Source organism: Nitrosospira sp. Nsp18 (assembly GCF_900103145.1).
Taxonomy (GTDB): Bacteria; Pseudomonadota; Gammaproteobacteria; order Burkholderiales; family Nitrosomonadaceae; genus Nitrosospira.
In genome coordinates this window covers 1-24,068 of sequence record NZ_FMWY01000008.1, presented here as the reverse complement: position 1 = coordinate 24,068, position 24,068 = coordinate 1, and the positions used below count along the sequence as shown (strand labels likewise).

The 24,068-nt window shown below is 49.7% G+C and carries 26 protein-coding genes and 1 tRNA gene; 5 read left to right on the top strand and 22 right to left on the bottom strand.

Features of this window, described 5'->3' with window-relative positions; all coding sequences use genetic code 11:
• Nucleotides 1-6 precede the first annotated feature (6 nt).
• From BLS94_RS05200 to aroQ, 12 genes are all read right to left on the bottom strand, one after another.
• Nucleotides 7-762: an ABC transporter permease gene (locus tag BLS94_RS05200; RefSeq protein ID WP_072768149.1), complete on the bottom strand. Its 756-nt coding sequence runs from the start codon at nucleotides 760-762 to the stop codon at nucleotides 7-9.
• The gene (locus BLS94_RS05195; protein ID WP_176767803.1) at nucleotides 759-1,691 is read right to left on the bottom strand and encodes an ABC transporter ATP-binding protein; all 933 of its coding nucleotides are present in this window, start codon (nucleotides 1,689-1,691) and stop codon (nucleotides 759-761) included. The genes BLS94_RS05200 and BLS94_RS05195 overlap by 4 nt, the downstream gene beginning before the upstream one ends.
• 121 nt (nucleotides 1,692-1,812) lie before the next feature.
• Complete coding sequence (locus tag BLS94_RS05190; protein ID WP_090958249.1) at nucleotides 1,813-2,115, bottom strand: STAS domain-containing protein; 303 nt, start codon at nucleotides 2,113-2,115, stop codon at nucleotides 1,813-1,815.
• A gap of 3 nt (nucleotides 2,116-2,118) precedes the next feature.
• On the bottom strand, nucleotides 2,119-2,757 hold the full coding sequence (locus tag BLS94_RS05185) for an MlaC/ttg2D family ABC transporter substrate-binding protein (RefSeq protein WP_072768173.1): 639 nt from the start codon (nucleotides 2,755-2,757) through the stop codon (nucleotides 2,119-2,121).
• Between the two features lie 58 nt (nucleotides 2,758-2,815).
• Entirely contained in the window at nucleotides 2,816-3,310 is a 495-nt protein-coding gene (gene mlaD / locus BLS94_RS05180) for an outer membrane lipid asymmetry maintenance protein MlaD (protein WP_072768151.1), read from the bottom strand.
• Nucleotides 3,310-4,107, bottom strand: a complete 798-nt coding sequence (gene mlaE / locus BLS94_RS05175; protein ID WP_090958247.1) for a lipid asymmetry maintenance ABC transporter permease subunit MlaE — start codon at nucleotides 4,105-4,107, stop codon at nucleotides 3,310-3,312. The genes mlaD and mlaE overlap by 1 nt, the downstream gene beginning before the upstream one ends.
• The gene (locus tag BLS94_RS05170) at nucleotides 4,100-4,912 is read right to left on the bottom strand and encodes an ABC transporter ATP-binding protein (protein ID WP_090958245.1); all 813 of its coding nucleotides are present in this window, start codon (nucleotides 4,910-4,912) and stop codon (nucleotides 4,100-4,102) included. The genes mlaE and BLS94_RS05170 overlap by 8 nt, the downstream gene beginning before the upstream one ends.
• A gap of 408 nt (nucleotides 4,913-5,320) precedes the next feature.
• Nucleotides 5,321-6,325 carry a zinc-ribbon and DUF3426 domain-containing protein gene (locus BLS94_RS05165; protein ID WP_090958243.1) on the bottom strand — a complete coding sequence of 335 codons (1,005 nt, stop codon included), beginning with the start codon at nucleotides 6,323-6,325 and terminating at the stop codon, nucleotides 5,321-5,323.
• A gap of 22 nt (nucleotides 6,326-6,347) precedes the next feature.
• Nucleotides 6,348-7,265, bottom strand: coding sequence for a 50S ribosomal protein L11 methyltransferase (gene prmA / locus BLS94_RS05160; RefSeq protein ID WP_090958399.1), 918 nt, complete (start codon nucleotides 7,263-7,265; stop codon nucleotides 6,348-6,350).
• A gap of 92 nt (nucleotides 7,266-7,357) precedes the next feature.
• A complete protein-coding gene (accC, locus tag BLS94_RS05155) occupies nucleotides 7,358-8,713 on the bottom strand; it encodes an acetyl-CoA carboxylase biotin carboxylase subunit (protein WP_090958241.1) in 1,356 nt (451 codons plus the stop codon).
• A 76-nt stretch (nucleotides 8,714-8,789) separates the two neighbouring features.
• Nucleotides 8,790-9,254: an acetyl-CoA carboxylase biotin carboxyl carrier protein gene (accB, locus tag BLS94_RS05150; RefSeq protein ID WP_090958239.1), complete on the bottom strand. Its 465-nt coding sequence runs from the start codon at nucleotides 9,252-9,254 to the stop codon at nucleotides 8,790-8,792.
• A 160-nt stretch (nucleotides 9,255-9,414) separates the two neighbouring features.
• A complete protein-coding gene (gene aroQ / locus BLS94_RS05145) occupies nucleotides 9,415-9,897 on the bottom strand; it encodes a type II 3-dehydroquinate dehydratase (protein WP_090958237.1) in 483 nt (160 codons plus the stop codon).
• Nucleotides 9,898-10,168: 271 nt separating this feature from the next.
• On the opposite strand from aroQ, the gene BLS94_RS05140 reads away from it, so the two are divergent.
• Nucleotides 10,169-10,244 (top strand) — tRNA-Thr (locus BLS94_RS05140).
• Between the two features lie 424 nt (nucleotides 10,245-10,668).
• Here the strand turns inward: BLS94_RS05140 and BLS94_RS05135 are convergent.
• The 3 genes from BLS94_RS05135 to BLS94_RS14515 all read right to left on the bottom strand — a co-directional run bounded on the left by BLS94_RS05135 (nucleotide 10,669) and on the right by BLS94_RS14515 (nucleotide 12,623).
• Nucleotides 10,669-11,217 (bottom strand): hypothetical protein, encoded by a 549-nt coding sequence (locus BLS94_RS05135; protein WP_090958235.1) that lies wholly within the window; start codon nucleotides 11,215-11,217, stop codon nucleotides 10,669-10,671.
• Between the two features lie 543 nt (nucleotides 11,218-11,760).
• Nucleotides 11,761-12,387 carry a hypothetical protein gene (locus tag BLS94_RS05130; protein WP_090958233.1) on the bottom strand — a complete coding sequence of 209 codons (627 nt, stop codon included), beginning with the start codon at nucleotides 12,385-12,387 and terminating at the stop codon, nucleotides 11,761-11,763.
• Between the two features lie 5 nt (nucleotides 12,388-12,392).
• Nucleotides 12,393-12,623 carry a hypothetical protein gene (locus tag BLS94_RS14515; protein WP_143021651.1) on the bottom strand — a complete coding sequence of 77 codons (231 nt, stop codon included), beginning with the start codon at nucleotides 12,621-12,623 and terminating at the stop codon, nucleotides 12,393-12,395.
• Between the two features lie 450 nt (nucleotides 12,624-13,073).
• On the opposite strand from BLS94_RS14515, the gene BLS94_RS14825 reads away from it, so the two are divergent.
• On the top strand, nucleotides 13,074-13,220 hold the full coding sequence (locus tag BLS94_RS14825) for a hypothetical protein (RefSeq protein ID WP_176767801.1): 147 nt from the start codon (nucleotides 13,074-13,076) through the stop codon (nucleotides 13,218-13,220).
• A gap of 292 nt (nucleotides 13,221-13,512) precedes the next feature.
• Here BLS94_RS14825 and BLS94_RS05125 read toward each other — a convergent pair whose 3' ends face one another.
• The 6 genes from BLS94_RS05125 to BLS94_RS05100 all read right to left on the bottom strand — a co-directional run bounded on the left by BLS94_RS05125 (nucleotide 13,513) and on the right by BLS94_RS05100 (nucleotide 19,847).
• Complete coding sequence (locus BLS94_RS05125; protein ID WP_090958231.1) at nucleotides 13,513-14,667, bottom strand: hypothetical protein; 1,155 nt, start codon at nucleotides 14,665-14,667, stop codon at nucleotides 13,513-13,515.
• A gap of 172 nt (nucleotides 14,668-14,839) precedes the next feature.
• Complete coding sequence (locus BLS94_RS05120; RefSeq protein ID WP_090958229.1) at nucleotides 14,840-16,654, bottom strand: replication endonuclease; 1,815 nt, start codon at nucleotides 16,652-16,654, stop codon at nucleotides 14,840-14,842.
• On the bottom strand, nucleotides 16,651-16,854 hold the full coding sequence (locus BLS94_RS05115) for a helix-turn-helix transcriptional regulator (protein WP_090958227.1): 204 nt from the start codon (nucleotides 16,852-16,854) through the stop codon (nucleotides 16,651-16,653). Before BLS94_RS05115 ends, BLS94_RS05120 begins: the two co-directional genes overlap by 4 nt.
• A gap of 127 nt (nucleotides 16,855-16,981) precedes the next feature.
• Nucleotides 16,982-17,641 carry a hypothetical protein gene (locus tag BLS94_RS05110; RefSeq protein ID WP_090958225.1) on the bottom strand — a complete coding sequence of 220 codons (660 nt, stop codon included), beginning with the start codon at nucleotides 17,639-17,641 and terminating at the stop codon, nucleotides 16,982-16,984.
• 7 nt (nucleotides 17,642-17,648) lie between these two features.
• Nucleotides 17,649-18,878, bottom strand: coding sequence for a tyrosine-type recombinase/integrase (locus tag BLS94_RS05105; protein WP_090958224.1), 1,230 nt, complete (start codon nucleotides 18,876-18,878; stop codon nucleotides 17,649-17,651).
• Between the two features lie 666 nt (nucleotides 18,879-19,544).
• Nucleotides 19,545-19,847 (bottom strand): hypothetical protein, encoded by a 303-nt coding sequence (locus BLS94_RS05100; protein WP_090958222.1) that lies wholly within the window; start codon nucleotides 19,845-19,847, stop codon nucleotides 19,545-19,547.
• A gap of 414 nt (nucleotides 19,848-20,261) precedes the next feature.
• Here BLS94_RS05100 and BLS94_RS05095 point away from each other — a divergent pair, with 414 nt between their 5' ends.
• From BLS94_RS05095 to BLS94_RS05085, 3 genes are all read left to right on the top strand, one after another.
• Nucleotides 20,262-20,393 carry a transposase gene (locus BLS94_RS05095; RefSeq protein ID WP_090958220.1) on the top strand — a complete coding sequence of 44 codons (132 nt, stop codon included), beginning with the start codon at nucleotides 20,262-20,264 and terminating at the stop codon, nucleotides 20,391-20,393.
• A 938-nt stretch (nucleotides 20,394-21,331) separates the two neighbouring features.
• Entirely contained in the window at nucleotides 21,332-21,610 is a 279-nt protein-coding gene (locus BLS94_RS05090) for a hypothetical protein (protein WP_072768160.1), read from the top strand.
• A 342-nt stretch (nucleotides 21,611-21,952) separates the two neighbouring features.
• Nucleotides 21,953-23,254, top strand: coding sequence for an MFS transporter (locus tag BLS94_RS05085; protein WP_218124746.1), 1,302 nt, complete (start codon nucleotides 21,953-21,955; stop codon nucleotides 23,252-23,254).
• Nucleotides 23,255-23,385: 131 nt separating this feature from the next.
• Here the strand turns inward: BLS94_RS05085 and BLS94_RS05080 are convergent, their stop codons facing one another.
• Nucleotides 23,386-23,868, bottom strand: coding sequence for a hypothetical protein (locus BLS94_RS05080; protein ID WP_090958217.1), 483 nt, complete (start codon nucleotides 23,866-23,868; stop codon nucleotides 23,386-23,388).
• Nucleotides 23,869-24,068 lie beyond the last annotated feature (200 nt).

Here is a 24,068-nt window from a genome sequence, read left to right as displayed (position 1 = left end):
CCAGCGTTACTGCCGGATCTTGTAACCCGTGCTCAACATCTGCAATGTCAACCATGATACTGCCAGGAAGCACATCGCCACAATCCCAAGGCTGATATAGGGCGAAATATCCGACGTGCTGAAGAAGCCATAGCGAAAACCATCGATTATGTAGAAAAACGGATTCAAGTGGGAGAGGCCTCGCCAGAAAGGCGGTAGGGAGTGGATTGAATAGAACACTCCCGATAGAAAAGTCAGCGGCAGAATGATGAAGTTTTGAAATGTGGCAAGGTGATCAAATTTTTCAGCCCAAATGCCGGCAATAAGACCCAACGCGCCCAGTAGCGCGCTGCCCATCAGGGCAAATATGAATATCCATGGAAACGAGGATAAGGAAACATCGAAAAATCCGTATGTTATCAGGTAAACGCCCAGTCCCACCGCCAGCCCACGCACTACCGATGCCAGCACATAGGCAAAAAATATTTCCTGGTAGGATAGCGGTGATAACAGCACAAAAACCAGGTTTCCGGTGATCTTGGACTGGATCAGGCTGGACGACGAGTTGGCAAAAGCGTTCTGAAGCACCGCCATCATTATCAGGCCCGGAATCATGAAAACAGTGTAGGCAACACCTGGATAGGCTTGCACATGGGCGTCCAGGACATGAGAAAAAATCATGAGATAAAGCAGGGTGGACACCATAGGCGCGAATACGGTCTGAAACCCGACCTTCCAGAATCGCAACAATTCCTTATAGAGCAGCGTAAGAAATCCGGTCATGCGATGGGAACGGCTACCGCTTCCCTGATTTCAACGTCCTCCATGATTTTTACGAAAACCTCTTCGAGATCGGGCTGAAATACCTGCATCTCCAGCACTTGCGATCCTGCTATACGCAACGCCGCCATAACTTGCTCAAGCTGGGAATATTCGTCAAGCGCCAGTATGTAATACTCTGCTTCACAACGGCTCATCAAAGGTTGCAGGGCTGGAGGCAGCGTATCGGGCGATAGCCGCAGCCGCACCGAGCATCCGGAAATTCCGCTAATGAGATTTCTGATGCTATCGAGCGCTACGATATTACCTTGCTTCAGCATTGCGACGCGGCTGCATAAGGCTTCTGCTTCGTCAAGGTAATGGGTGGTGAGTACGATGGTATGTCCATCACGATTCAACTCTCTGATAAAACGCCAAAGGCCTTGGCGCAACTCGACGTCAACCCCTGCGGTAGGCTCATCCAGTACGATGACCGGGGGCTTGTGCACCAATGCCTGAGCCACCAACACGCGTCGCTTCATGCCGCCGGAAAGCGTACGCATGTTGGCGTCCGCCTTGTCTGCCAGATCCAGATGGTGAATTATTTCGTCTATCCAGGATTTATTGTTTTTTAAGCCGTAATATCCGGATTGAATTGCAAGCGTTTCTCGAACGGTAAAAAAGGGATCGAACACCAGTTCTTGAGGCACCACGCCCAGCATGCGTCGCGCTTCACGGTAGTCCGCAACGACATCGTAACCCATTACCCTGGCGCTGCCGCTCGTGGCGCGGGTTAGTCCGGCAATAATGTTGATAAGCGTTGTCTTGCCTGCGCCGTTGGGGCCAAGCAAGGCAAAAAATTCCCCGGTTTTTATTTCAAGGTCGATACCCGCCAACGCCTGCAGTTTACCGAAGCGCTTGTGCATCTGTTTGACTTCGATTGCCGGGATCATCGAGAAATTGGATAAGATAGTGGCCTGACACATGGGCCAGATAGCCAGGACGGATTGCAGATCCGCGAGGGACAAGCCTCTATGTAAAAGATACTTGAGCCCGATATTGATCGGTTACCGATCAGGCGACGTGCATTAATTCGGAGAGACCATATAGCTGCACGAGGCTTCGCAGATTAAGCGGTATATTGGCAAAGCGCACAGGACAATTGCGGCGACCCGCCTCGCGCTGCCACTCCAGCAACATGCTTATGGCGGAAGAATCCACCTCAGTCACACGCGCCAGATCGATTACCATATTATCGCGGTCAAACAGAGCAATGCCTTGCCCAACCATCGCAACAACGTTATTGATGGTTATCGAGCCTTCAACGCTCAGTTCGCCGCCCTCGCGCAAAACCAATCTAGCCGCATCTTCAATCATGGATTATTTCGCTGATGCAGCCTTATTATCGGCAGCAACCAAGGCGCGGTTTTTTTCCACGAGCGTTTGAATCAATTTTTCTACGCCACCGTCACGCACCTGGTTATTGAAGGTGCTGCGATAATTGGTTACCAGGCTTACCCCAGCCACTGTCACATCATAGACTTTCCAATCGTCACCTGTCTTTTCCATACTATAGTCGATGGGAATCGGCTGTTGACCTTGGTTTATCACTTTTGTCTTGACTGTGGTATCGGTCTCACCCGCCTTCTCTTTCAGCGGCTCAACCGTAATGGTATGCTCGCTATAGCTGCTCAGTGCGTTGGAATAGGTGCGTACCAGCAACGTGCGAAATTCCTTCACCAATACCTGCTGTTGCTCAGGCGTAGCCTTGGACCAATTCTTACCCATCGCCAACCGGGTCATCCGGGTAAAGTCGAAATGGGGCAATATCTTAGCTTCCACCAGATCGAGAATCTTGGTGGTATTGCCCGCGCGCAAGTCCTTATCTTGCCGGACGATCGCGAGCACCTCCTGGGCCGTATTATCCACCAGGGTATCCGGGCTGGTCGCCATGGCCCATACGGGGAGCGTAACGAGCCAAGTCGCCAATAATAAAGACGTATTAAAATATTTCTTCATGATTCCCTCGCTAGAATTTTTTAACCACACTACATTATGCGAAATTACGATATTTTTGTTAATCACCATTTCCGCTCTTGTCGTCGTCCGTTTTCTTATTCTCTGATGCCTTGTCGAACAGGAACCGGCCGATCATTTCTTCCAGGACCATCGCGGAATTGGTTTTCATGATTTTATCTCCATTCTTCAGCGCTGTCTCGTCACCGCCTGCCGCCAAGCCTATGTACTGCTCCCCTAAAAGGCCCGATGTAAGAATGCTGGCGAAAGTGTCCTTCGGAAATTGATAACGGTTGTCTATGCTCAGTGTTACCACTGCGTCGTAAGTCTTGGTGTTGAACTGGATATCCGTTACACGCCCCACTACCACGCCCGCACCCTTTACCGGCGCCTTGACTTTCAAACCGCCGATATTCTCAAAACTTCCAGTCAACGTATAGCTCGCTGCCGAGCTGTAAGTGCCAAGATTTCCCACCTTCAGCGCCAGCAACAGCAACGCGCCTATACCAGCCATGACAAATACGCCTACCCACAGATCCATTGTTGTCCGCTGCATCAGCTCATTCCCCTGAACATGACCGAGGTCAAAACAAAATCCAGTCCCAGAATCGCCAGCGCGGAAGTCACCACGGTGCGGGTTGTCGCGCCGGACACTCCCTCAGCCGTCGGCGCCGCATCGTAACCCTCGAACACTGCGATTGCCGTCACCGCCACACCAAAAACACAGGTCTTGATGATACCGTTGACGATGTCGTATCTGAAGTCCACCGCATCCTGCATTTGTGACCAGAACGACCCTTCATCCACACCGATAAGCACTACGGCCACCAGATAACCGCCAAAAACCCCGACGATGGAAAACATTGCCGCAAGTAATGGCATCGAAATTACGCCCGCCCAGAACCGGGGGGCAACCACCCGTGCAATCGGATCCACCGCCATCATTTCCATCGCTGCCAGTTGATCGGTGGCTTTCATCAAGCCGATTTCAGCAGTAATGGCGGAGCCGGCACGGCTGGCAAATAATAACGCCGCCACCACGGGTCCCAGTTCCCGAACAAGCGACAATGCAACCATTGTACCCACAGCAGATTCGGCGCCGAATCGCTGTAATGTCTCATAACCCTGCAAACCCAGCACCATGCCGACGAACAACCCCGATACAACGATAATGATGAGCGACAAAACGCCCGTAAAATAAAGCTCACGGATAATCAGGCCGAAGCGCCGAAAGCTGGTACCCGACTTCAGCAGAGTCAGCAAGAAAAAGCGGCTGGCGTAGCCCAGCCGCCAGACGCTATCTATTACACGGTGACCAACGCCCCGGATGCCGATAACGATGCGCCTAGGCAAAACTGCCCTCCAGTTTCAGATCGCGTGCATAGGCTTGAGCCGGATAGTGAAACGAGACGGGACCATCTTCTTCGCCATGCACGAACTGATGTACGAAGGGGGCCACCGATCCGCGCACTTCATCCGGGGTGCCATGTGCTGCGATCACCCCGTCTGCAATAAAGTACACGTAATCCACGATTTTCAGCGATTCCTGCACGTCGTGCGTCACGACGATTGAAGTCATGCCTAACGCGTCGGTCAAACGACGGATCAGATTACCGATGACCGTTAGCGAAATGGGGTCAAGACCGGTAAAAGGCTCGTCATACATGATGAGTACCGGGTCAAGCGCAATCGAGCGAGCCAATGCCACCCGACGCGCCATTCCTCCCGAGAGTTCCGCCGGCATCAGGTCATGTGCACCGCGCAGGCCGACAGCCTGAAGTTTCATCAGCACCAGGTCGCGGATCATGGATTCCGGTAAGTCGGTATGCTCCCGCATCTGGAAAGCTACATTATCGAATACCGACAAATCGGTAAACAGCGCGCCGAACTGAAATAACATACTCATCTTCCGGCGCATCTGAAAAAGCTCATCCCTTTTTTGCTCATGCACTACCTTACCGGCAAACTTGACATAACCGGAGGACGGACGGATCGCACCGCCGATAAGGCGCAACAGGGTAGTCTTGCCGCTACCGCTGCCCCCCATGATAGCGATGACTTTGCCGCGCGACATGGTGATGTCGATCCCTTTGAGAATGGAACGATCCCCATAGGAAAAACCGAGATCCTTGGTTTCGATCAAAGCTTCAGGTGTCATTCTGCCAGAGGACGAAGATGATTTGACGGGATGCTGATTTTAACCTAAATCCGGCAACTGGGCGGGATGGAGTGTACGTTTGGAGCACGGTGAAAAGCAGTGACACGATATGCTGGATGGCGCAACGTAAGGCAGTACCGACGAGAGTTGGGCTCGATCACGGACGCAAACGGAACAAACCAATTCGTCGTCACGTCGCCTATGCCCCCGGTCCTTTCGGCGAAACCTCTCCGTGCAATGTTCCTAACCCGGATGTTTCATAAATTCACGTGATGATTGCGCAGGATTTTGTTTTGTAGGGAGATTTTGTGAAAGAGTGGCGTAGTTATTCATACGCCCGACTGAACGAAATTTTCATACGAAACAAAAAACCAGCAAGGGCGCGCGTCAATTTATGAAACATCCGGGCTAAGAACGAGGATTAAGTAACAGTAGTCGGTATCCGGCCGCGTTCAAAGTGCCGCTATCGAGGTGAAGCTTTACATTGAATTCGGCATTGGGCGCAATGACTTTCCCACGGCTGGCAGCGTCTTCAAGATAGGCTTCGGGAGGAAAGTTACGGCTGGCGAGGGGTTGGTCCTGATGGTCGATGAGCGTTAATTGAAAAGATGGAAATGCCTGGGGATTGGGGGCATGATTGCGTATTGTGGCGCTCAGGGTGATGACGCCGGGTTGCTGCGTATCTGATTGCATGTCGGAGGATTCGATATTCAGCAACTTCGCATATTGCGACGAGGGAATAGTGCAGCCCAACAGTTCACAATATCGTTGAAGATAAGGCTTTGTGGCTGGCGCGTTGACGGATAGCTCGACACGATAAAGATAGATAGCCTGGGCCGCCAGCATGACAATCAACAAAAGGCTGCCGATCCCCCACGCCAGGGAGGCCTTGGGCAACTGAACCTCGTCGAAAGCATAGTTATCCCATGCGTAATTTTCCGACGGCGGAATGGTCGCGTCCGGCCTGTGCGGAGATCGTTTTTCCCCGCCTTCGCTAGCGGCAGCACTGCTGCTGGTCTCGCCTTCTCTTTGCGGTGCTGATTCTTCCGCAATGGGTGGCAAGTCCGAAGCAGGCGCGGCCTGCGCTGTCATGCCCGGACCGGATTGATCCTGAGCTGCTTCTTGAGCTGGCGCTGAAGGTAAACTCTCTTCATCCGATACAGCCAGCGTATCCGGATTATTTTGAAGCGAGGTTCCGGATTCACCCTCTTGTGCTGCCTCGGTTTCTGGCATTTCCTCGGTTTCTGGCATGGCCACATGGTCTTCCGGTTCCTGCACCGTCGCCAAGGTGGCAAAGCCGTTAAATACCTGTGAGCATTGTCCACAGCGCACGTCACCACCATGCGCCTGCAGATGCAAAGGGGTTACGCGGAAAGCAGCCGCGCAGTTAGGACAACGGGTTACGAGCGCCATAGCCGTAGGTTTTATAACAAATTCACTTTCTCGTCCCGGTGAGCAGAGCCCATCCTGCCTGCTCGCGTGTAATATGAATATCAAACCATTGCCGATAAATCTGTATCACATCTTCCGCCTGTTCCATGAGGATGCCGGAAAGCGCTATGTGTCCACCCTTGCGCGTGGCGTGCATCAATAACGGCGCCAGTACGATTAACGGGTTGGCAAGGATATTGGCCACAACCACATCCGCCCATGCTCCATTTTTAGACCCTGCCCGATCCGTAACGGGAGTCGCAAAAAATTCCGCTTTTGTTTCATCGCACTGGTTAAGTATTGCATTTGCTCGGCTTGCGGCAACGGCTTGCGGGTCAATATCTATTCCCACCACGTGACCCGCCCCCAGTTTCAACGCGGCAATGGCAAGTATGCCTGAACCGCAGCCATAATCTAAAACATCTTCACCCCCCCGCAGCGTTTCGTCAAGCCAGCCAAGGCACAGTTGCGTAGAGGGGTGACTACCCGTACCGAAAGCCAATCCGGGATCGAGTATCAGGTTGACCGCCGCGGTATCGGGTATTTCATGCCAACTGGGAACGATCCACAGGCGGAACGATATCTGGATCGGGGTGAATTGCGATTGTGTCATCCGAACCCAGTCCTGCTCCTCCACATGTGTAATGCGATAGCTGGGCTGACAGGGAAGCTGGGCCGCGTTCGCCGCAGCCTGTACAGTGGAAGCGATATCAACATCCTCGTTGAATAGAGCGGTAAGTTCGGATGCGAGCCAGATTTTCTCGGAAGGCTCACCCGGCTCATCGAACAAGAGTTGCTCTCGATCCGTGCCGCTGGCGGCGTCATGTATGTCTGTTGACAGCGCGCCCAGTTCGAGCAGCGCGTCACCCAAGGCTTCGGCGTGCGCGCTATCGGTTTCTATAGCCAGCGAAATCCAGGCCATATCAAGAAACAGGTGACCGCAAGCTGGCTGTCCGGTGGAACGCTGGCTCACCCGCCTTGAAATAGCTCAGGCGGCGCGAAATGGATTGCGTTTTAGCCTGACTTATTATAATTGGCAAGCTTTTGCTCCAGGTAATGGATGCTGGTGCCGCCATTTAGAAAAGCGGCGTCGGATAACAGGTCGAGGTGTAACGGCATGTTCGTTTTAATGCCTTCTATCACCATTTCGGACAACGCGATGCGCATCCTTGCAATTGCCTGGTCGCGGTTGTCTCCGTAGGCAATCACTTTACCGATCATGGAATCGTAATAAGGCGGCACCAAATAGTTATGGTATACATGGGAATCTACGCGAATGCCGGGTCCGCCTGGCGCGTGGTATTGCGTAATACGCCCAGCGGACGGCGTAAGTTTATAAGGATCCTCGGCATTAATGCGGCACTCGATGGCATGTCCTTTCAATACGACATCCCGCTGGCGAATGTTGAGTTTTTCGCCTGCGGCAACACGAATTTGCGCTTGTACCAGATCAATTCCGGTAACTGCTTCCGTAACCGGATGTTCTACTTGCAGGCGCGTATTCATTTCGATGAAATAAAATTCATTTTTCTCAAATAGGAACTCGAACGTACCTACACCGCGATAACCGATGCGGCGGCATGCGTCCGCGCAGCGTGAGCCCATCTTGTCGCGCAGCCTGGGGGGGATGCCCAAGGCAGGCGCTTCCTCGAGAATTTTCTGATGACGGCGCTGCATCGAACATTCTCGTTCGCCGAGATAAATCGCATTCCCGTGCGCGTCCGCCAAAACCTGGAACTCGATGTGGCGCGGGTTTTCAAGATATTTTTCCGCATAGACCGTCGGATTACCGAAAGCTGCCTGTGCCTCGTTCCGGGTTATTATCACCGCGTTCGACAAAGCGGCTTCGGTATGGACTACCCGCATTCCGCGGCCGCCGCCACCCGCTGCGGCCTTGATAATTATTGGATAACCAATGGAGCGGACAATGGCCCGGATCTCTTCAGGGGACTCGGGGAGCCCGCCGTTAGACCCTGGAACACAAGGCACACCTGCTTTTTTCATCGCATTCTTGGCACTGATCTTATCGCCCATCTGGCGAATCGTTTCAGGGCGAGGGCCAATAAAGACAAAACCACTGCTTTCAACGCGTTCGGCGAAGTCGGCATTTTCGGAAAGAAACCCATAGCCTGGATGAATAGCCTCCGAGTCCGTCACCTCCGCCGCGCTGATAATGGCAGGAATATTAAGGTAACTTTGGGCTGATGGGGCTGGGCCGATACACACCGACTCATCGGACAGCTTCACATACTTGGCGTCAGCGTCCGCCTGGGAATGCACCGCGACTGTTTTGATGCCCATCTCCCGGCATGCACGCTGTATTCGCAGGGCGATTTCGCCCCGATTGGCTATAAGAATTTTTTCGAACATATTTACCGGAAATTATTTCCTGAAGATGGGAGTTGCCCACTGTCTTTCCGCGCGTTATATGCGCATTGGCGCAGGATCACTCGATCACGAATAGCGGTTCGCCATACTCTACTGGTTGGCCATTTTCCACCAGGACTGCCTTTATCACGCCACTCTTGTCTGATTCTATTTCGTTGAGCAGCTTCATCGCCTCAATGATGCAAAGCGTTTCCCCCTCCTTGACCGTCTGTCCTACTTCTACAAATGCATTGGAACCGGGAGAGGAGCTACGGTAGAACGTTCCTACCATGGGGGATTTCACCACATGACCCTCTGGCAAGATCTCGGCTACCGCGTTAGCGGTAGTAAGCGCCGTGGATGCGGTAACAGCACTCGGCGGCGTCCCCTGTGGAGGTGATGTTCCGCCGTGGGCTACCTGGGTTTGCACGGATGAAGTTGATCTGCTGATGCGCACCTTCTCCTCACCTTCGGTAATTTCCAGTTCGGCAATGCCCGACTCCTCGACCAGATCAATCAGTTTCTTCAGTTTTCTCAAATCCATAATAGGCCTCCGGGGCGGTCCCCTTTTACGTCTTTAACAACATGCCTGCCATTGCTGCACCATCTTTCAGCGCGCTGGCGCATGTCTGCTTTCTATTCCGCGAAGCTCCTCTTTCATGACCCGCTTCCCTGCCATCCCAATCTTATATATATCAATAAGGCTATGCGGGATTATCGAACTTCACGCCTGCTGTTACCTCTAAAGCATATTCCAAGGCGAGTTCGTATCCTTTAGGGCCCAAACCGCTGATTACACCTACCGCCAAATCGGAGAAATACGACCTCCTGCGGAAAGATTCACGAGCAAAAACATTGGAAAGATGCACTTCGATGAACGGTATTCTGGTTGCGGCAAAGGCATCACGTAAAGCAATGCTGGTATGTGTGTAGGCTGCGGGATTGATGATTATAAAAGCGATCCCCTCGCTCATCGCTAGCTGAACCCGATCTATTAGCTCACCCTCGGCGTTACTTTGAAAGTGAATTAATTCCGCGCCTGCGTTATCAGCTAATATCGTTAATTTTCTGTCAATTTCGCCTAACGTGAGCGTTCCGTAGAGCTCCGGCTCGCGTTTTCCCAGAAGATTTAGGTTAGGCCCATGAAGAACGAGGATTTTTTTTGTTTTGGACGCGTCATTTTCCATGGATGCAAGTGTGCCGTAAACCTGTAAAAAAGTCTAGTTATTGCAGGACATCGACGAAAATAAGGGAAAATAGGGATAGTTTTAACGGGATGCGGTAGAGCAAACACCATTGGCGATTTTAGCAGCTTCAACTACAAGTTTTCAGGCTGCGAAAGTATATTCAAAACATTTTTGTCAGTCCCCGTGGAAAAAGCCGCCCTTTACGCTCGTCCCTCACATTGCTCGCCGTTTACCAAACCTCTATAATCCACAACGTTGTATTTCCCTTCGCGCTGTTGTAGCTCAGTTGGTAGAGCAACTGATTCGTAATCAGTAGGTCGGAGGTTCGACTCCTCTCAACAGCACCAAATAAATCATGCACTTAGTTATGTGTACGGTAATAATGAGCTGTTAATGTAGACGGGGTGTAGACGAAGCAGAGCTATAAACGGCTGCTTAATGACATACTCTGGCCGGAGTTTCCTAATGACCGAAGTTATCAGGTCCCTCATGAGTTTGACCGTTTGTGTACCAGCGCGTAGCGGGTATGAAGGATAGTTGGGCCGTAAGGAAGATTAAACTCTTAATCCGTAGGTCGAGCGTTCGAGCCGCTCACGACCCACCAAATAAAACAAGGACTTACAGAAATGCGGGTCCTTGTTGTTTTAATCTAGTAGCCCTAAGTAGGCTTGTTGATAAGTAGCGCTTACTTGTGTTACCGCTCACGAAATGGCTGCAACCGACACAAAGCAGCCAGATAGACTTTCTGAAAGCAGACGCCCAACGTTTGGGTTAGGCTCCCTTTTGAATGCAATCCACGCAACCCACGACGAAAGGGGATAAAAATGAGGCCCACAAGAGGACGCCGATGAGGACTAATGCCCACTTCTGTAGGTTGATCATCTTATATATATACTTGAGCGTCCCGCCTACAGCATCGATAGTCTTCTCATCGTTGGAGAAGTCTTTGATGCCAAGTTCCTTCCGTTGCATGTAGTGCAGGATATTCGGGTCAGTCATGTCTGAGAGAAAGTTCTCTCGGATCAGATTGATCTTCTTCCGGTACCGGACATTGGCCTTCCGCTCGGACTCAAGTATTCTGATTACCGCGTTGGCAATCAGGTATGAGAAGACCAAGACGGCTGTAATTAGAACCATCGTCGTCCAAGTAATCGGATTTGGCCTGCTCCAAAAGTTTACGATGAAGGCCAGCACTCCTAGAAAGCCGAGGTTGTAGTAGTTTGAAAACGTGCCGCGGCGCGTATCAATGTTAAGTACCTGTTGCCAAGACGACTCGTACTCAGCAATAAGGAAGTCCTTGGTGTGTTCGTCTTTGATCATGTGCACTCCTTGGGATACGAAAGTTTAGCGGCGGCGTAAGCGATCAGAGGGCTAACTTTGTTATCGGGAGACAGTTTTTCGCCCTAACTCCGACACCTGCTCCCTAACTCGGTGTAGTGGATCGCGCAAACAAACAACCTGCGCTGGTTTTTCGACAACTATATTGGGACGCAGCGCCGTTGCCTCCTCTGAAGTCCACGAAGGTACTCAACCAACTACGCGAACGCATCCGTTACTACTATAGCATACGGATGGAGGAGATTTTGACAGCTAGGACTCGACCTGTTACGGATGCGCGAATGGCGGTTTCGGAGCTTAAGCCCCGCCGTCCCCTATTGGCACAACTGAGACTTCCAACGCATGAGTTGCTTGGCGAGACCCGCGCCGAGGCATAGGCTCTACGAATGAGAACTAACCGAGATTCAAAAAAAGAAGCGTCTACAGGGATGGATTACAAACTAGCACAAAACCGACGCCGACAACTCTTGTTCGCAAAAAACCGAAAGTGAAGACTGCTTGCTGAAGCAAATCTTGGCGTGAATTTTAGTTCTTACTGGTTAGCTTAATAAGCCACTCGGAAACAAAATTAGAATAATCGTTATAGTTGAGCTCATCCATTTCAATTTTTGCATTCTTACAAAGTGATGGAAGATCACTTTTAAACAGATAAAATTTATTAGTGATTGCCTTACCGCCCGGAATCGATTTTCTACCGGATTCCGTTTTGAGCCAGTCGCGAATTACCTGTATCAAGTTATCAGGACTATTCTTGTGGCTTCTTACATCGTGTCCGGCGATGTCTGATAAGTATTTTTGATACCTATATTGCTCTTTATCGACGATGAGGCAACTCTTGTCTTTATGGCTGCCATTACCAAATTTTTTTGCTCCAAGGAACACACCTAATTCGAGAGGCATATTGAATCTTGGGAGATCATTTTTCGGGTCCAACTCCGTCCGGGAAATGTCGTGAATGCCATACTTTGAATCCTTTATTAAACGGTGAATTTTTTCAACTCTTACATTTCCACCGTTGTCTTCTTCGAGAGCACACCTCGGAACAAAACCACAATCAAAGATCGCAAACAACATTGCATTGCGTAACTCAAGGTAATCTTTATCGAACGGGAAATTGATGAAAATATTGCTTGTGTAAAGAGCATGAGTCATATTTTTTACTTTTTTCGGGATTCAAAAACCCCAGTCACAGAGTCTCGTATCACGGATAAACTCAGCGAACCTTTCTTTGGTGCAGAATGAATTGTACGAGTATTAACTGAACCTGCAGAAGACCGTTTCAAACCAGCGGAAGATTTGGCCGCTTTGTGTGCTTCTTTCTTGTGCGTTTCTTTCTCTGATTTAAATTCTCCAGTACCATTTTCCCTACAGATTTTTTTACTTGCCATGAGTAATACCTTCAATGTGGCGCCCTTCCGAGCGGTTGAAAAGGAGGAGAAAACAGAAAATATTAAGCATAGATAAATGTAGGCTTGCTATTGAAAATGCCTTATTACCGGTTGTTCGATAATGAAAATGCACAATGCGCTCATAGCGCCAGAAATGGAAGGATATCAAAACAATGAAGCTCTTATGCTGCGAATAAATTGACAAACCAATTGTTGCGGTTTCAGATACGAACTACTAGAATATGTATGTCAACGCTTTAAAAACACAAGATGTGGTATGCGTTGTGTGGATGGGGTGCTCTGGACAGATGGTCTGCCCAGAGTGGTAAAACGGACATAATTGCCCGCTGATCGCAACCCGATATTAACCCGCCTCTTTGGCAAAGGTCAATATATGGACAGCCTCAATTATGATCGCCTTCCTCTGCAATTCACTACAAGGAGATTCTCATGGCTAATAATACCAGCCCTAAGAAAACCGTCCATCGCAGCTCTGAAAACGGAGAGTTTGTGACTAAGAAATATGCAGATAGTCACCCTAAAACGACCGAAAAAGAGCGCGTTAGGATTTCACCACCAAAACCGAAAGGTAAGTAGAGGAAACCGGGGCTTTGGCCCCGGTTTCCTCTTTTCAACACATCCGGGTGCATATATTCCGGTTGCCGTGTCATCAGGAAGAAATCTAACCCGTGTTTTCTGTGCATTCGACGATAAATAATATCCTCCGGGGATCGCAGTTCGAGAACCTGCCAGCACAAGCGCCAGAACCGAACCTTGAATGTCTCCTCTTGGCACGGAATTGCCGGTTGCGATGGTCTTTTCCCGACACATTTCGGGCAGTTGGTTTTTCCAGTAACGGCCGCTCAACGCGCTGCTTGCGGCGCTACTGTTATTTTGCATCCCTATAAGTATATCTAGGCAACTCACCGTACTTAACTTCTCGAAACGGATAGTTAGTTCGGAGCAATTCTTCCATCTCTGCATCCTGCTCCCATGGAAACTCCACATAGAGCCATTCAACCGCATACCAACCATCGACGTCATCCGCGATTGAGACACCAATACACTTTGGGAGCTTCAAATCGTACTTATTAGCGAGAGTGTAATTTTGCAACCCTTTTCTTCGATGCGGTAGCGCGTCCCTTGTCACTGAAATGAAAACAAACCCGCAGTTGGTGCGCGGACATGCCATTCGATATGGTAGAACAAGCTCGTTGGAGCGGGCTTTTTCGATAGACAACTGAAACCGCTCCTTGAACTTCTCTAGCTCACTGCGCTTGAGTAGGGCAAGCTCACGAACAATCGGATAGTAGTCAGTGGGCTCATTGTCGGTGGTGATTCTGTTCGGAAATTTGGAGATGATTCCCGACATATCCCACTCATCTGGTCGATGATCGAGGCGGTAGAGATACTCAATGAAATCAACTGAAGGCGGTACATCAATATCACCGTTGAGGTATTGGCCTACCAAGGCCGGTTCAGGTACCGCCGCAATCTCCACCTCCCATCTGTTGATCAGAGCTTCGCGAAAACCCAAGTAGTCGGCGACTTCAGCGGGTGTAAGAAGTGTTTTGACTATGCCTAAATAGTCGTTGGCCGGAATAATATGAATTACTCCCGCCGTACCACTTCTATGGTGTTTGATCTCCCGGCAACTCTCCGGCAATAGGGCATGTGGAAGATATAAGATCAGCTTGTGCAACTCGTGGATTGTCCGGATATCAATACCGAATGCATGGCCCCGCTGGTTCTGAATTTCTATAGTACCCGGATAATTGAGATACGTGAGCGTGTCGCGTATCTGGCGTGTTGCCTGCCTTAAAATCTTCCTTTCAAACCAGCGCTTCTCGGCTTCAACGGTAGTAGCGCTCTGAACTTCGCGCTCTTTCAGTTGATAAACGACCAAGAGATCACCGATCCAGAGAATAGAGTCGGCAAGTTCAACCTCTTGCGAAGGTTCCGGGCTGAAGGTCGTTTTGGAATATGTAAACTCGCGGAAAAAGTACCATTCGTTCAGTGTTGCAAGTTCGTTTTCGAAAGTCATGGCAGTGGGTTTTCCGTCTTTGCACTTTAACGGTAGCTGTTATAAATACGTAAGTATCTCTATATTAATATGGAGATGGAAGTGGGTGATGAATCTTCCGTTTATTCGGTCAGAAATGGATCGGATGACTGTTTCTGGGCACATTAGAGACTTTTGATTTTTATCCGTATAGTTATTGACAGAACTCCAAGGGTGAAGGACCAATCTGAGGGAAGGTAATTATTGCCGCGCTCTCGCTAGCTGGCTCCTTAAGTTCAACCGGCCTTTTCATCTTATTCGGTTCACATTTGTACTGAACGATCCACTGATGAATTCGGGTAGGGAAAACAACACTTGCCCATGTTATGCCAAGGATTTTTTCCCCTTTTGGTTCCCTGTAACGGTTAAGCTCATTGTTTCCGTGCTTCGCCAGCGATATCGGGAAATCTTTACGTTTCGCATGCGGTCCGCCCATCAAGGTGACAAAACGGTCCCATTCACCTTTATCTGCCGCCTCCTGTAGCTCCTGTAATTCTCCGGCGACTCCTGCCCCATCCATACGGCGTAACTCTCGCCATAGCGTTACAGGCGGCCCTCCAATCTGCTGAAATTGACGTATGCCCCAAGTTCTGGCCCAGACGTTTACCCGTTCCGCCGCGCTTGTGGGTTCACCCCCATCGATATCACAGTCCAGACCAAAACCATCGATATTTTTTGAGATGTACTTGGCGATGTAGCTTACGGCTGTGCCTTTTGATCGATCTATGCGTTCTTCCTTATAGCGGTGTTTGGCCGCACCGGGCTCATCGCCATCCTCACGCATGGCGTAGTCTCGAATAATGCTCCCGACTTCTTTAACGTTCTCTTGCGGCATGAAAAACAACAGATGCCAGTGCGGTGTGCCATCATGTTGAGGCTCGGCAACGCGGACACCATAAACGTGTAAGCCCCTACGGTGCAGCTTTGCACGTACGCACTTCCATATGCCGTTAAGATAGGTTTGCGCTTGCCGTGGTGTAATCTCCTCTTCATATTTAGGGTTTTTTTGTCCTGTCTTTGACGACCTTGCATGCATTTTGGAAGGGCAGGTAATGGTATAAAATACACCTACATGCCCCAGAGACAGCGCAACCGCATCAAATCCCGCAATGCGGGTCATCAATTCCGCACGGCGATTCTTCGGATTCGATACGGAAAGATCGGCCAATTGCTGGAGGGTATATTCCTGTCCGTCCTCATTCCTTGCAATGCACTGTTCCAGAATGGCTCGGTTACGGCGATCCCGTTTCTGGCGTCTTGTTAAAGTCTCGTCACTGACGTACTTGCCCTTACGGCTATGGACCAAACCCAAACGGATTGCGCCATGTTCAAATTTCCTGCCATAGACTGTGCGTAGCGCCTTACGCCACCAGTACTCATCAGCCAGACGGGCCAGAACTCCTGTAACGGTTAGAGGCTCATTGAGGTCGTCCCTTCCCGTTACAGGAATGAGAGCGTTATGTTTTCCCGTTACCGTTACAGGAGGATCAATGAGACCGGCCATTCCTGTAACAGGAATGAGAGGGTGGTGTTTTCCTGTTACCGTTACAGGGAGGGAGTTCTGTTTCTTTTGCTTTTTATTACCTCCTGGCGGCGTGACGCCATATTTGTCGTGAGCGATAGCGCGGAGCACGCGTGCCGCATTCGCCGGATTCTTGAATAGGCGTGGCAGACGCGAAAATTGATCCGCCACCTTGCGGGCATAGGGCCTGAGTTCATCATCGCTTGCGTCAAGGCTTAATGTGTCGCTGGTAAGCTCATTAGAAAGCTTATAAAGATAAGCTTCGGCTTTTTCTTCCCCATGGGCATCATACAGACGCACATATTCTTCGTGCATCGGTAGCGCCAAACAATCGGGATGACGGCTGAGAAGGTCAGAACTAAATTCCTCCTGTTCCGGGAAATAAATAATGCCGTCGATAACATAGGCCCCTTCCGGCACGGTTAACGGCCATGAGTGGGCTATCATTTCCGGCCCGTATCGCTGGTGGATTTACGGATACAGGACTCGATGTATTTTTCCAAGTCTTGCAGCCGGTAGCGAACGGCACGGGAGCCGATCTTGATGAACGGTACGCGGGCACCCGCCCAGCGATCCCGTTCCAGAAAGGCGATGCTAACGCCTAAAACATTTGCGGCTTGTGGTGTAGTAAGAAGTTTGCCGTACATGGTCTGTATCCTCGTAGAGTTGAAAAACGAGGACACAGCTTGATGGGTTTGGCGTTATGAAAAAATTGCCGCCAAGCAGAGAAATGGTATTTCTTGGGCAGACGTATATTTTTTTGCCGCGCCGTTGCTAGGTTTCAGACTTTTTGGGACGGCCTCTTTTTCCTTTCACTTCAGGGGGCGCTACTTCACTTAGCCAGTCGCGTAATGTATGTTCTCCCTTGTAAAGCCTGCCGTTCCCGTAGCGTTGAACTGCTTCATGTTTGCACATATCTGCAATGGTCATTTGGGGAGAGCTATCCCAAAGCGTGCGAGCGATGGCCTGACAGACCAGCTTGTCTATTTGAAGTGAACGAAGTTTAGTTTCAGGTTGTGAGCTGTCTGACTGCCATCCACTGTAACTACTATCTGGCTTCCATCCAGCAGAAAACCAGAAATCAGGCAAGGCGATTCCTTTTTCGAGGCACCATTTACCTAGAGGTTGTTGCTCGATGTATACCGACTCCAATAGCGGTTTATCGAAAATCTTTCTTTGATTGCAATCTGCGAGTCCTTCTTCGATTTCCTCATGTTTATAACGGTGTTGGGTTGGCTCATGGTAAGCCCCTTTGTTTTCTACGCCCTTACTATTGACTATCATCAGGTCATCGTAATGATAGGCACCCGCCAGCGAACGTAAGGTATCTTGAACGACTAGGGGTAGCTTTTTGGAATCAGTGGATTCGGGGTCAAGGTTATGCCAACGGTGCCCCAATTCCCATATGCTATAGCGGCTTACGGTGTTCAACATAATCTGCCTAGTTAGGGGTTGCGGTCATCGATTTAATAAGGAAATTGCTGATGCGTTGCATCGGCTCTCGCAATCGTTCCACATCATTGACGATATAGCCCGCCGTCACGTCATTGCTCATCTTGTGGTTCACCAGACGCTTGAGGGCATAAGCTGAAATATCGATACTTTCGGCAATGGTGATATAGCTGCGGCGCAGATCATGCAGCGTAAAGGACACGCCGGACGCAGCTCTCACTTGCTGAACTTGATGACGCGGCTCGATCAAATGCCCGGCCTTTCCACTCCCGGCAAAAATATACTCGGAATCTGACGTTGCCTTTCTGTTTTCCAACAAACTAAAAATAAAATCCGTAAGCGGCAATGTTAGCGGTTCCCGGTTCTTGGTATCCCTGATGGTAAACGACCGGCCACGTAAATCGATATCGGACCATTTTAAGGTCGCAGCTTCTTGGCGGCGTAGTCCGGTAAATACAAGGAACAGCAGATAATCAGCGACTAGCGCGGACTGTGGAGAAGTTTCGTCATTCTTGAGTAACATTACCCCCCGATACCACGGCGCGAGCTGGTGAGATTTAATGACCGTCTGGCGCCGTTCCACCCGATACCATGCGCGGGTCTGCGTAAGCCGTACGACAGGATTTTCCCGCAAAATGGCATTGCCGCTGCCGTCTTCATACTGTGCAATAGAGAAATTGAATAATGCACGTAAAAAGCGCATGGATAAATTAGCATAGGCTTCGCCATGTTCCGCACCCACTCTGGTGTGGCGCTTAGCAACCATTTCTTTGTTGATATCGACCAACGCTTTATTTTGCCAATCGGGAAACGCGACTTTCATTAATCGCTGGTAGTCATAAAGCGTTCGAGGCTTGAGGTTCTTTCTGGCAGTTAGGAAATCATCGAAGGCTTGTTGTAGGGTTGTGCCTTGCAGCGCTTTTTGCTTTTTCTCGGCGGTAGGATTGCGCCCGGTAGCGATATGTCCCAAGAGCTTATGCGCTTCTTTTCGGGCTTGCTCGACCGTCAGTTCGGGATAGCGGCCTAGCGTAAGCCGTTTTACCTTACCATCGATGCGTTTTTCCAGAATGAATGACTTCGCGCCGGACGTGGTAATACGCACGGCAAAGCCTTTAAGTTCGGTGTCGCGGGTAAAGGCTTGCCCTGCTGCCGGGGCATTCAGCCTATCCACGACGGATTTTGTTATCCTGATCGGGAGCACTGAGGCTGGTGTAGACATGTTCTAACTTCCTATGTAGACACAGTGTAGACAGGATGTGTCAAACTGTAGGCGGAAGTTTAAAACAAAGTAAAGGAAAAAAGCAAATATAAACAGAGGCATTAATGGTTATTCGGAGATGTTCAAACTCCGTCTAACTATCTGCTTTAGAATTCGTAATCAGTAGGTCGGAGGTTCGACTCCTCTCAACAGCACCATTATTTCAATAACTTAATTATGTCCCAAACACCGGAAAACCCTTTGGGGTAATAATGGGGTAACTTTGAACAACAAATTTAGGGTTTTAGCCTATTCTCATGTGAAACAGATGAAGGGGAGCTGTTTCCGACAGGTAGGGGTGCTATTTTGGGAACCCCATGTCGAGGATTTTGAGTACAGCACTTACCTATCCTTGGCTTTACAGACTAGTTAGGGTGTTACTTGTCAGAAAAATGCGTAAAACGACAATATAGCCGACAGGAAGAGGCATTCCCATGAGCAAGAGAATGTCCGTCTACAGAAAAATGGTTTTTGAAATTTGAGTAAGGTGAGAGGGGGATGGCACCTAGACTTAAGGGGGCGGGGTCTTGCCGAGACTGGACGCACCCCATTCCCTACCCCCCTAGTCTGGTCAGGTCACCTGTGGGAGCAGGGTTCCGTTAGCTCAAATAAATCCCAATACACTAGCTATTTTTTTTGTCCATATTCTTGTTCAAAGCGCCCATGCATTTTACTCACCATTTTGTGTAGGTTTCTCATTTCATCGGGCTCCAGCTTAGCGTTATGGTTTTTGTCGTTTTGGTCAAACATCCACTCGTGGTGTTTCATGAATTCTTTTTTGTTGACACTACCGTCTGCTTCTCTTTTCATCACAGAAGCGTCGCTTCCTCCTTCATGTTCACTTGCATTGGCACTAGTTGCGAAACTAACCGTGGCCATTAAAAAAGGAACGATTGCAATAATAGATTCCATTTTTCGTTTTTGTATCATGATGACTCTCCTTAGTTTGGTTTCCAGTAGTTCATTAAACGATTTTTAGAGAAAAATGATATTTCCTTAATGGCGTACAAGAAATTGTCATGACATCCTGTAATAACTTGCTGTATTAGAAATTCATCCAATAGCTGCTACCAAAAATTATGAATCACAAATTTCCGCGATAATATTTGAAAGACTACGCTTTCTTCACTATAGGTCAGAATGTCGTTCATGTCAGTTGGGCGAGATCAGCAAATACAGGTGAAACATATGGCGTGACATCAGACCTGGGCTTTTTTCCCGCAGTACGTCCTGACGAGCGCGAGCTTCACACTGTCTGAAAAATGAAGTGGTAACGTAAGCATCCCCATTTAAGAGACAAGCAAGAAGTAGAACTTTCTGGCAGCATTTTTCCTGGAGGTTCAAATGAAGAATTCGCGGTTTACGGAAAGTCGGATTGTAGGGATTCTGAAGGAAGCCTATAGCGGGGTTGCAGTCGACGAGATCTGGCGCAAGCATGGGATTAGTTCGGCGACCTACTATAAGTGGAAAGCCTAGTATGGCGGGCTTGAGGTTTCCGAGCTGGTGCGTGTAAAAGAGCTGGAAACAGAGAACAGCCAGCCCAAGCGGATGTATGCGAACCTGGCGCTGGAGAATGAAGCGATCAAGGCGGTATTAAAAAAGCTGTAGCGCCGCCTGAACGCGGGGACATGGTTTTCCGCTTGGCGCAGGATCAGAGGTTATCCGTAAGACGATCCTGCCAGTTGGTGAACCTGTCAGGGGCGGCGTATTACCGGGAAGAGAACAAGCTTGCAGCGCGTGATGCCCGTAGTTGAAGCGCTTATGCCGTGGGCACCAAGCATAGCCGCTGGGGGTTCTGGAAATGTCACGACCGGCTGCGGCTAGCAGGTCATGCATGGAATCACAAGCGCACCTGTCGGGTGTATTTGTGCCCTGAAGCTTAATCTGCTGAAACTCAAGGAAAAGTAGCGCGTCATTCTAGATTAACAAGAAATACCACTCTCCCCAAACACCTTGCCAGCGGCTGCTAGCGTCCGATCATGTCTGCCCAGAAACAAAAAACCGATTGACAGATACTTTCCTCAATACCGATCCCTTTATCCTGAAGAAAACCATACAGGCAAAACTTAAAATCATTTTCAACGCACTAAAATGAAGTGCCCATCCTTATGGCGTTTGCGTTAACTTCTAAAAACTATTTCGGTAACCTTTTTCTATGGCGCAACACGGAATGTAGATTAGCTAAATCATGAGCTAAAGATTAGCACGTGTACTTAAGTCCAATTGCAATGCCCGACAATACGGTTATTATGCGAACAATCAGCTTTCCTGTTGGGAATAGCGTTGAGTTTTGCCAACCCTAAGGAATAATAAAACCAACGCCGGAATACTCAGAGAGCTGAATGCTTGTGGGGTTTATCCGGTGTGCTATTGCAGAAGAATAAAGGCTGACAAAATTATGATAGGCAAATATCGTGACCCAACTATTAACCTTTGATCAGACATATGACTTGGCGAATATGCTGATCAAGAAGGCAACAAAGGATCAACTGGCCGAATGCGCGCGCCTGCTCGCCTTGAGTCTTGCGCATCAGCAGATAAATCATGAAGAGATCCCGGTTGACCAAACCTTGGCATCGTTACGATCGTTTGAGTGGAGCGAGGAACATTTGAATTTACTGATGGAAGGCATGTTAAACCTGATAGGGGTGCTCGTGAATGTCTGCGGCGACGTAAGACAGGTTAGGCATTAATATCAGGATTGCGGTTTTTCCTGAGATAAAGCGGTGCTAGTCCATAATCACGCTGTAACCACGTGTATTTTTCGGTTGTAATCAGAGACTGCGGTGGGAAATTTCGGACAAGCCCTTTGATTGACTGGAGAACAGTCGGGGCGGTACAGGCCTATTGGAATTAGGCAGATTGTACAAACGCTAGCGTAGGGAGTGAGTGCTTACTGCCTAGGTCAGGACGGTGGAGTCCTTTTGCCGTAAAAAATGACCTCAGCGATCTGTAACGGCCTCCATGGCTTAGGACAGCCCTAAGTTAATAATCATGTATTGTTAGCTAATTAATCAGGGATATCGCCGCCTTCCATGCAAATACAGGATAACCCTCAATATCTGGCGGCAGGGGTGAGCCGGCGGGAAGCGTGGTCTTGGGCGATGTTTGATTTCGCCAATTCAGGCTATACCACAGTTGTAATCACCGCCATTTTTAATGCTTATTTCGTTGCTGTGGTAGCGGGAAATGCGGAATGGGCGACGTTTGCATGGACCGCAGCGCTTGCGGTTTCCTATGCCCTTATTATCCTGACCGCACCTGCGCTAGGAGCATATGCCGACGCGTATGCAGCGAAGAAGCGTCTGCTGTTTCTGAGTGCGGTGGGCTGTGTCCTGTTTACGGGAGTGCTCTACTTTGTTGGGCCCGGTGATCTGTGGCTGGCGGTTGTGCTGATAATCCTCACCAATTTCTTCTTTGGTTGCGGTGAAAATTTGATTGCCGCGTTTTTACCGGAGCTGGCGCAGAGCAAGGCGTTGGGAAAAGTCTCGGGCTGGGGTTGGAGCCTGGGTTATATCGGCGGCTTGGTCAGTCTGGGCTTATCACTGGCGTATGTCACCTGGGCGCAGGGACATGGCGAGCCGGCTGAGCATTTTGTTCCCGTTACGATGCTGATAACCGCTGGTTTCTTTGCGCTTTCGAGTATTCCCACCTTTCTTTTCCTGAAGGAACGCGCCGTACCTCAATCGCATCTTGCTGGACGTACCGTGGTAAGTGAGGCATTTTTGCGGCTGGGCGATACGTTTCATCGCGTGCGGGATTACCGCGACCTGGTGCGTTTTCTTGTCTGCATCGTATTTTACCAGGCAGGTATCCAGACTGTAATTACATTGGCTGCAATATACGCGCAGCAGGTAATGAGCTTTAACACGAGCGACACCATGTTTCTGGTCCTGGTTGTCAACATCACCGCATCAGTGGGGGCATTTGCTTTCGGCAGCATACAGGATAGGATCGGGCATATTCCCACGATCGCTCTGACGCTTGTTGGCTGGATTGTTATGATATTGCTGGCCTGGATGGCCGAAAGCCGGGCGATGTTCTGGCTGGCTGCCAATGTCGCCGGCCTGTGCCTAGGGGCTTCTCAGTCAGCAGGTCGGGCGTTGGTAGGATATTTCAGCCCTGACGCCAGGCGTGCCGAATTTTTCGGGCTGTGGGGACTAGCAGTCAAGCTGTCGTCCATACTGGGTCCGGTGACCTATGGATTGGTAAGCTGGATTTCTCGAGGAGATCATCGGCTTGCCATGCTGATTACCGGCGTTTATTTTGTTATTGGATTACTGATACTGCTAAACATTGATATCAAGAGGGGGCGGCAAACTGCGCTGCAAACGTAAAAACCGCTGTGAATTGCTTAAAAAATGGCAAGACGTCGTGGTGTTTCGGTTGGCGCTATCCAGTTGCTGCCGCCCCGCGATTTTATGATATCCCGCTTTCTATCGTTTACGGGCTATTTTTCTCGTGGCGCTCAATGGTGCATGTGATGATGCTCATGTCCACTAGCGGATCCCGCAGGCTTTTTTTCCTGGGGTTTTTGGGACGCCTTAGGCTTGAGCGGAGTAAAACGGGTAGATTGTGGCTCCTGATCCGGTAATTTGACGAACACGACGATTGTGGTTTCGGGCGTGAGCTTGAAATCCCCGGTGCCTTTGAGGATGTTATCCCCAGCTGGTTCGAGTTTTATCGAGTCTTTGGGCTTGGCCTTGCCTACCTGAAAACTTGCTTTACCCGTTCCACCATCGGTGCTGACTTTATTATCCCCATGGTCCGTTACGTAGAGGACGATGTCTTTCTCTTGTGTAACAAGCTCCAGATGATAGGGACCTGCCATACGCATCTGTCCCCCGTGCGGCGTATCAATGGCGTCGAAATGCTCTTCGGTATGCGCCGACGCGGGCACTGACACGACCAGCGCAGCACTCATCAAGACCGTGGCCATCGATTTAATCATATTTTATCTCCTTGAACGATTATTAAAAAAACTTTGGTGGAAAGCCTCATACAGGGCTCTATGTTTCTCGGTCTGCTCCCTCCCTTTTGTGAGCCATTACTCAACTCAATGCACATGATCCCCTGGCGGCGGCAATATCTCCTTTTCCCGATTAAGCTGCGCGACCTGCTGCATCAGCATTTCAGTGTTTGACCAGCCCG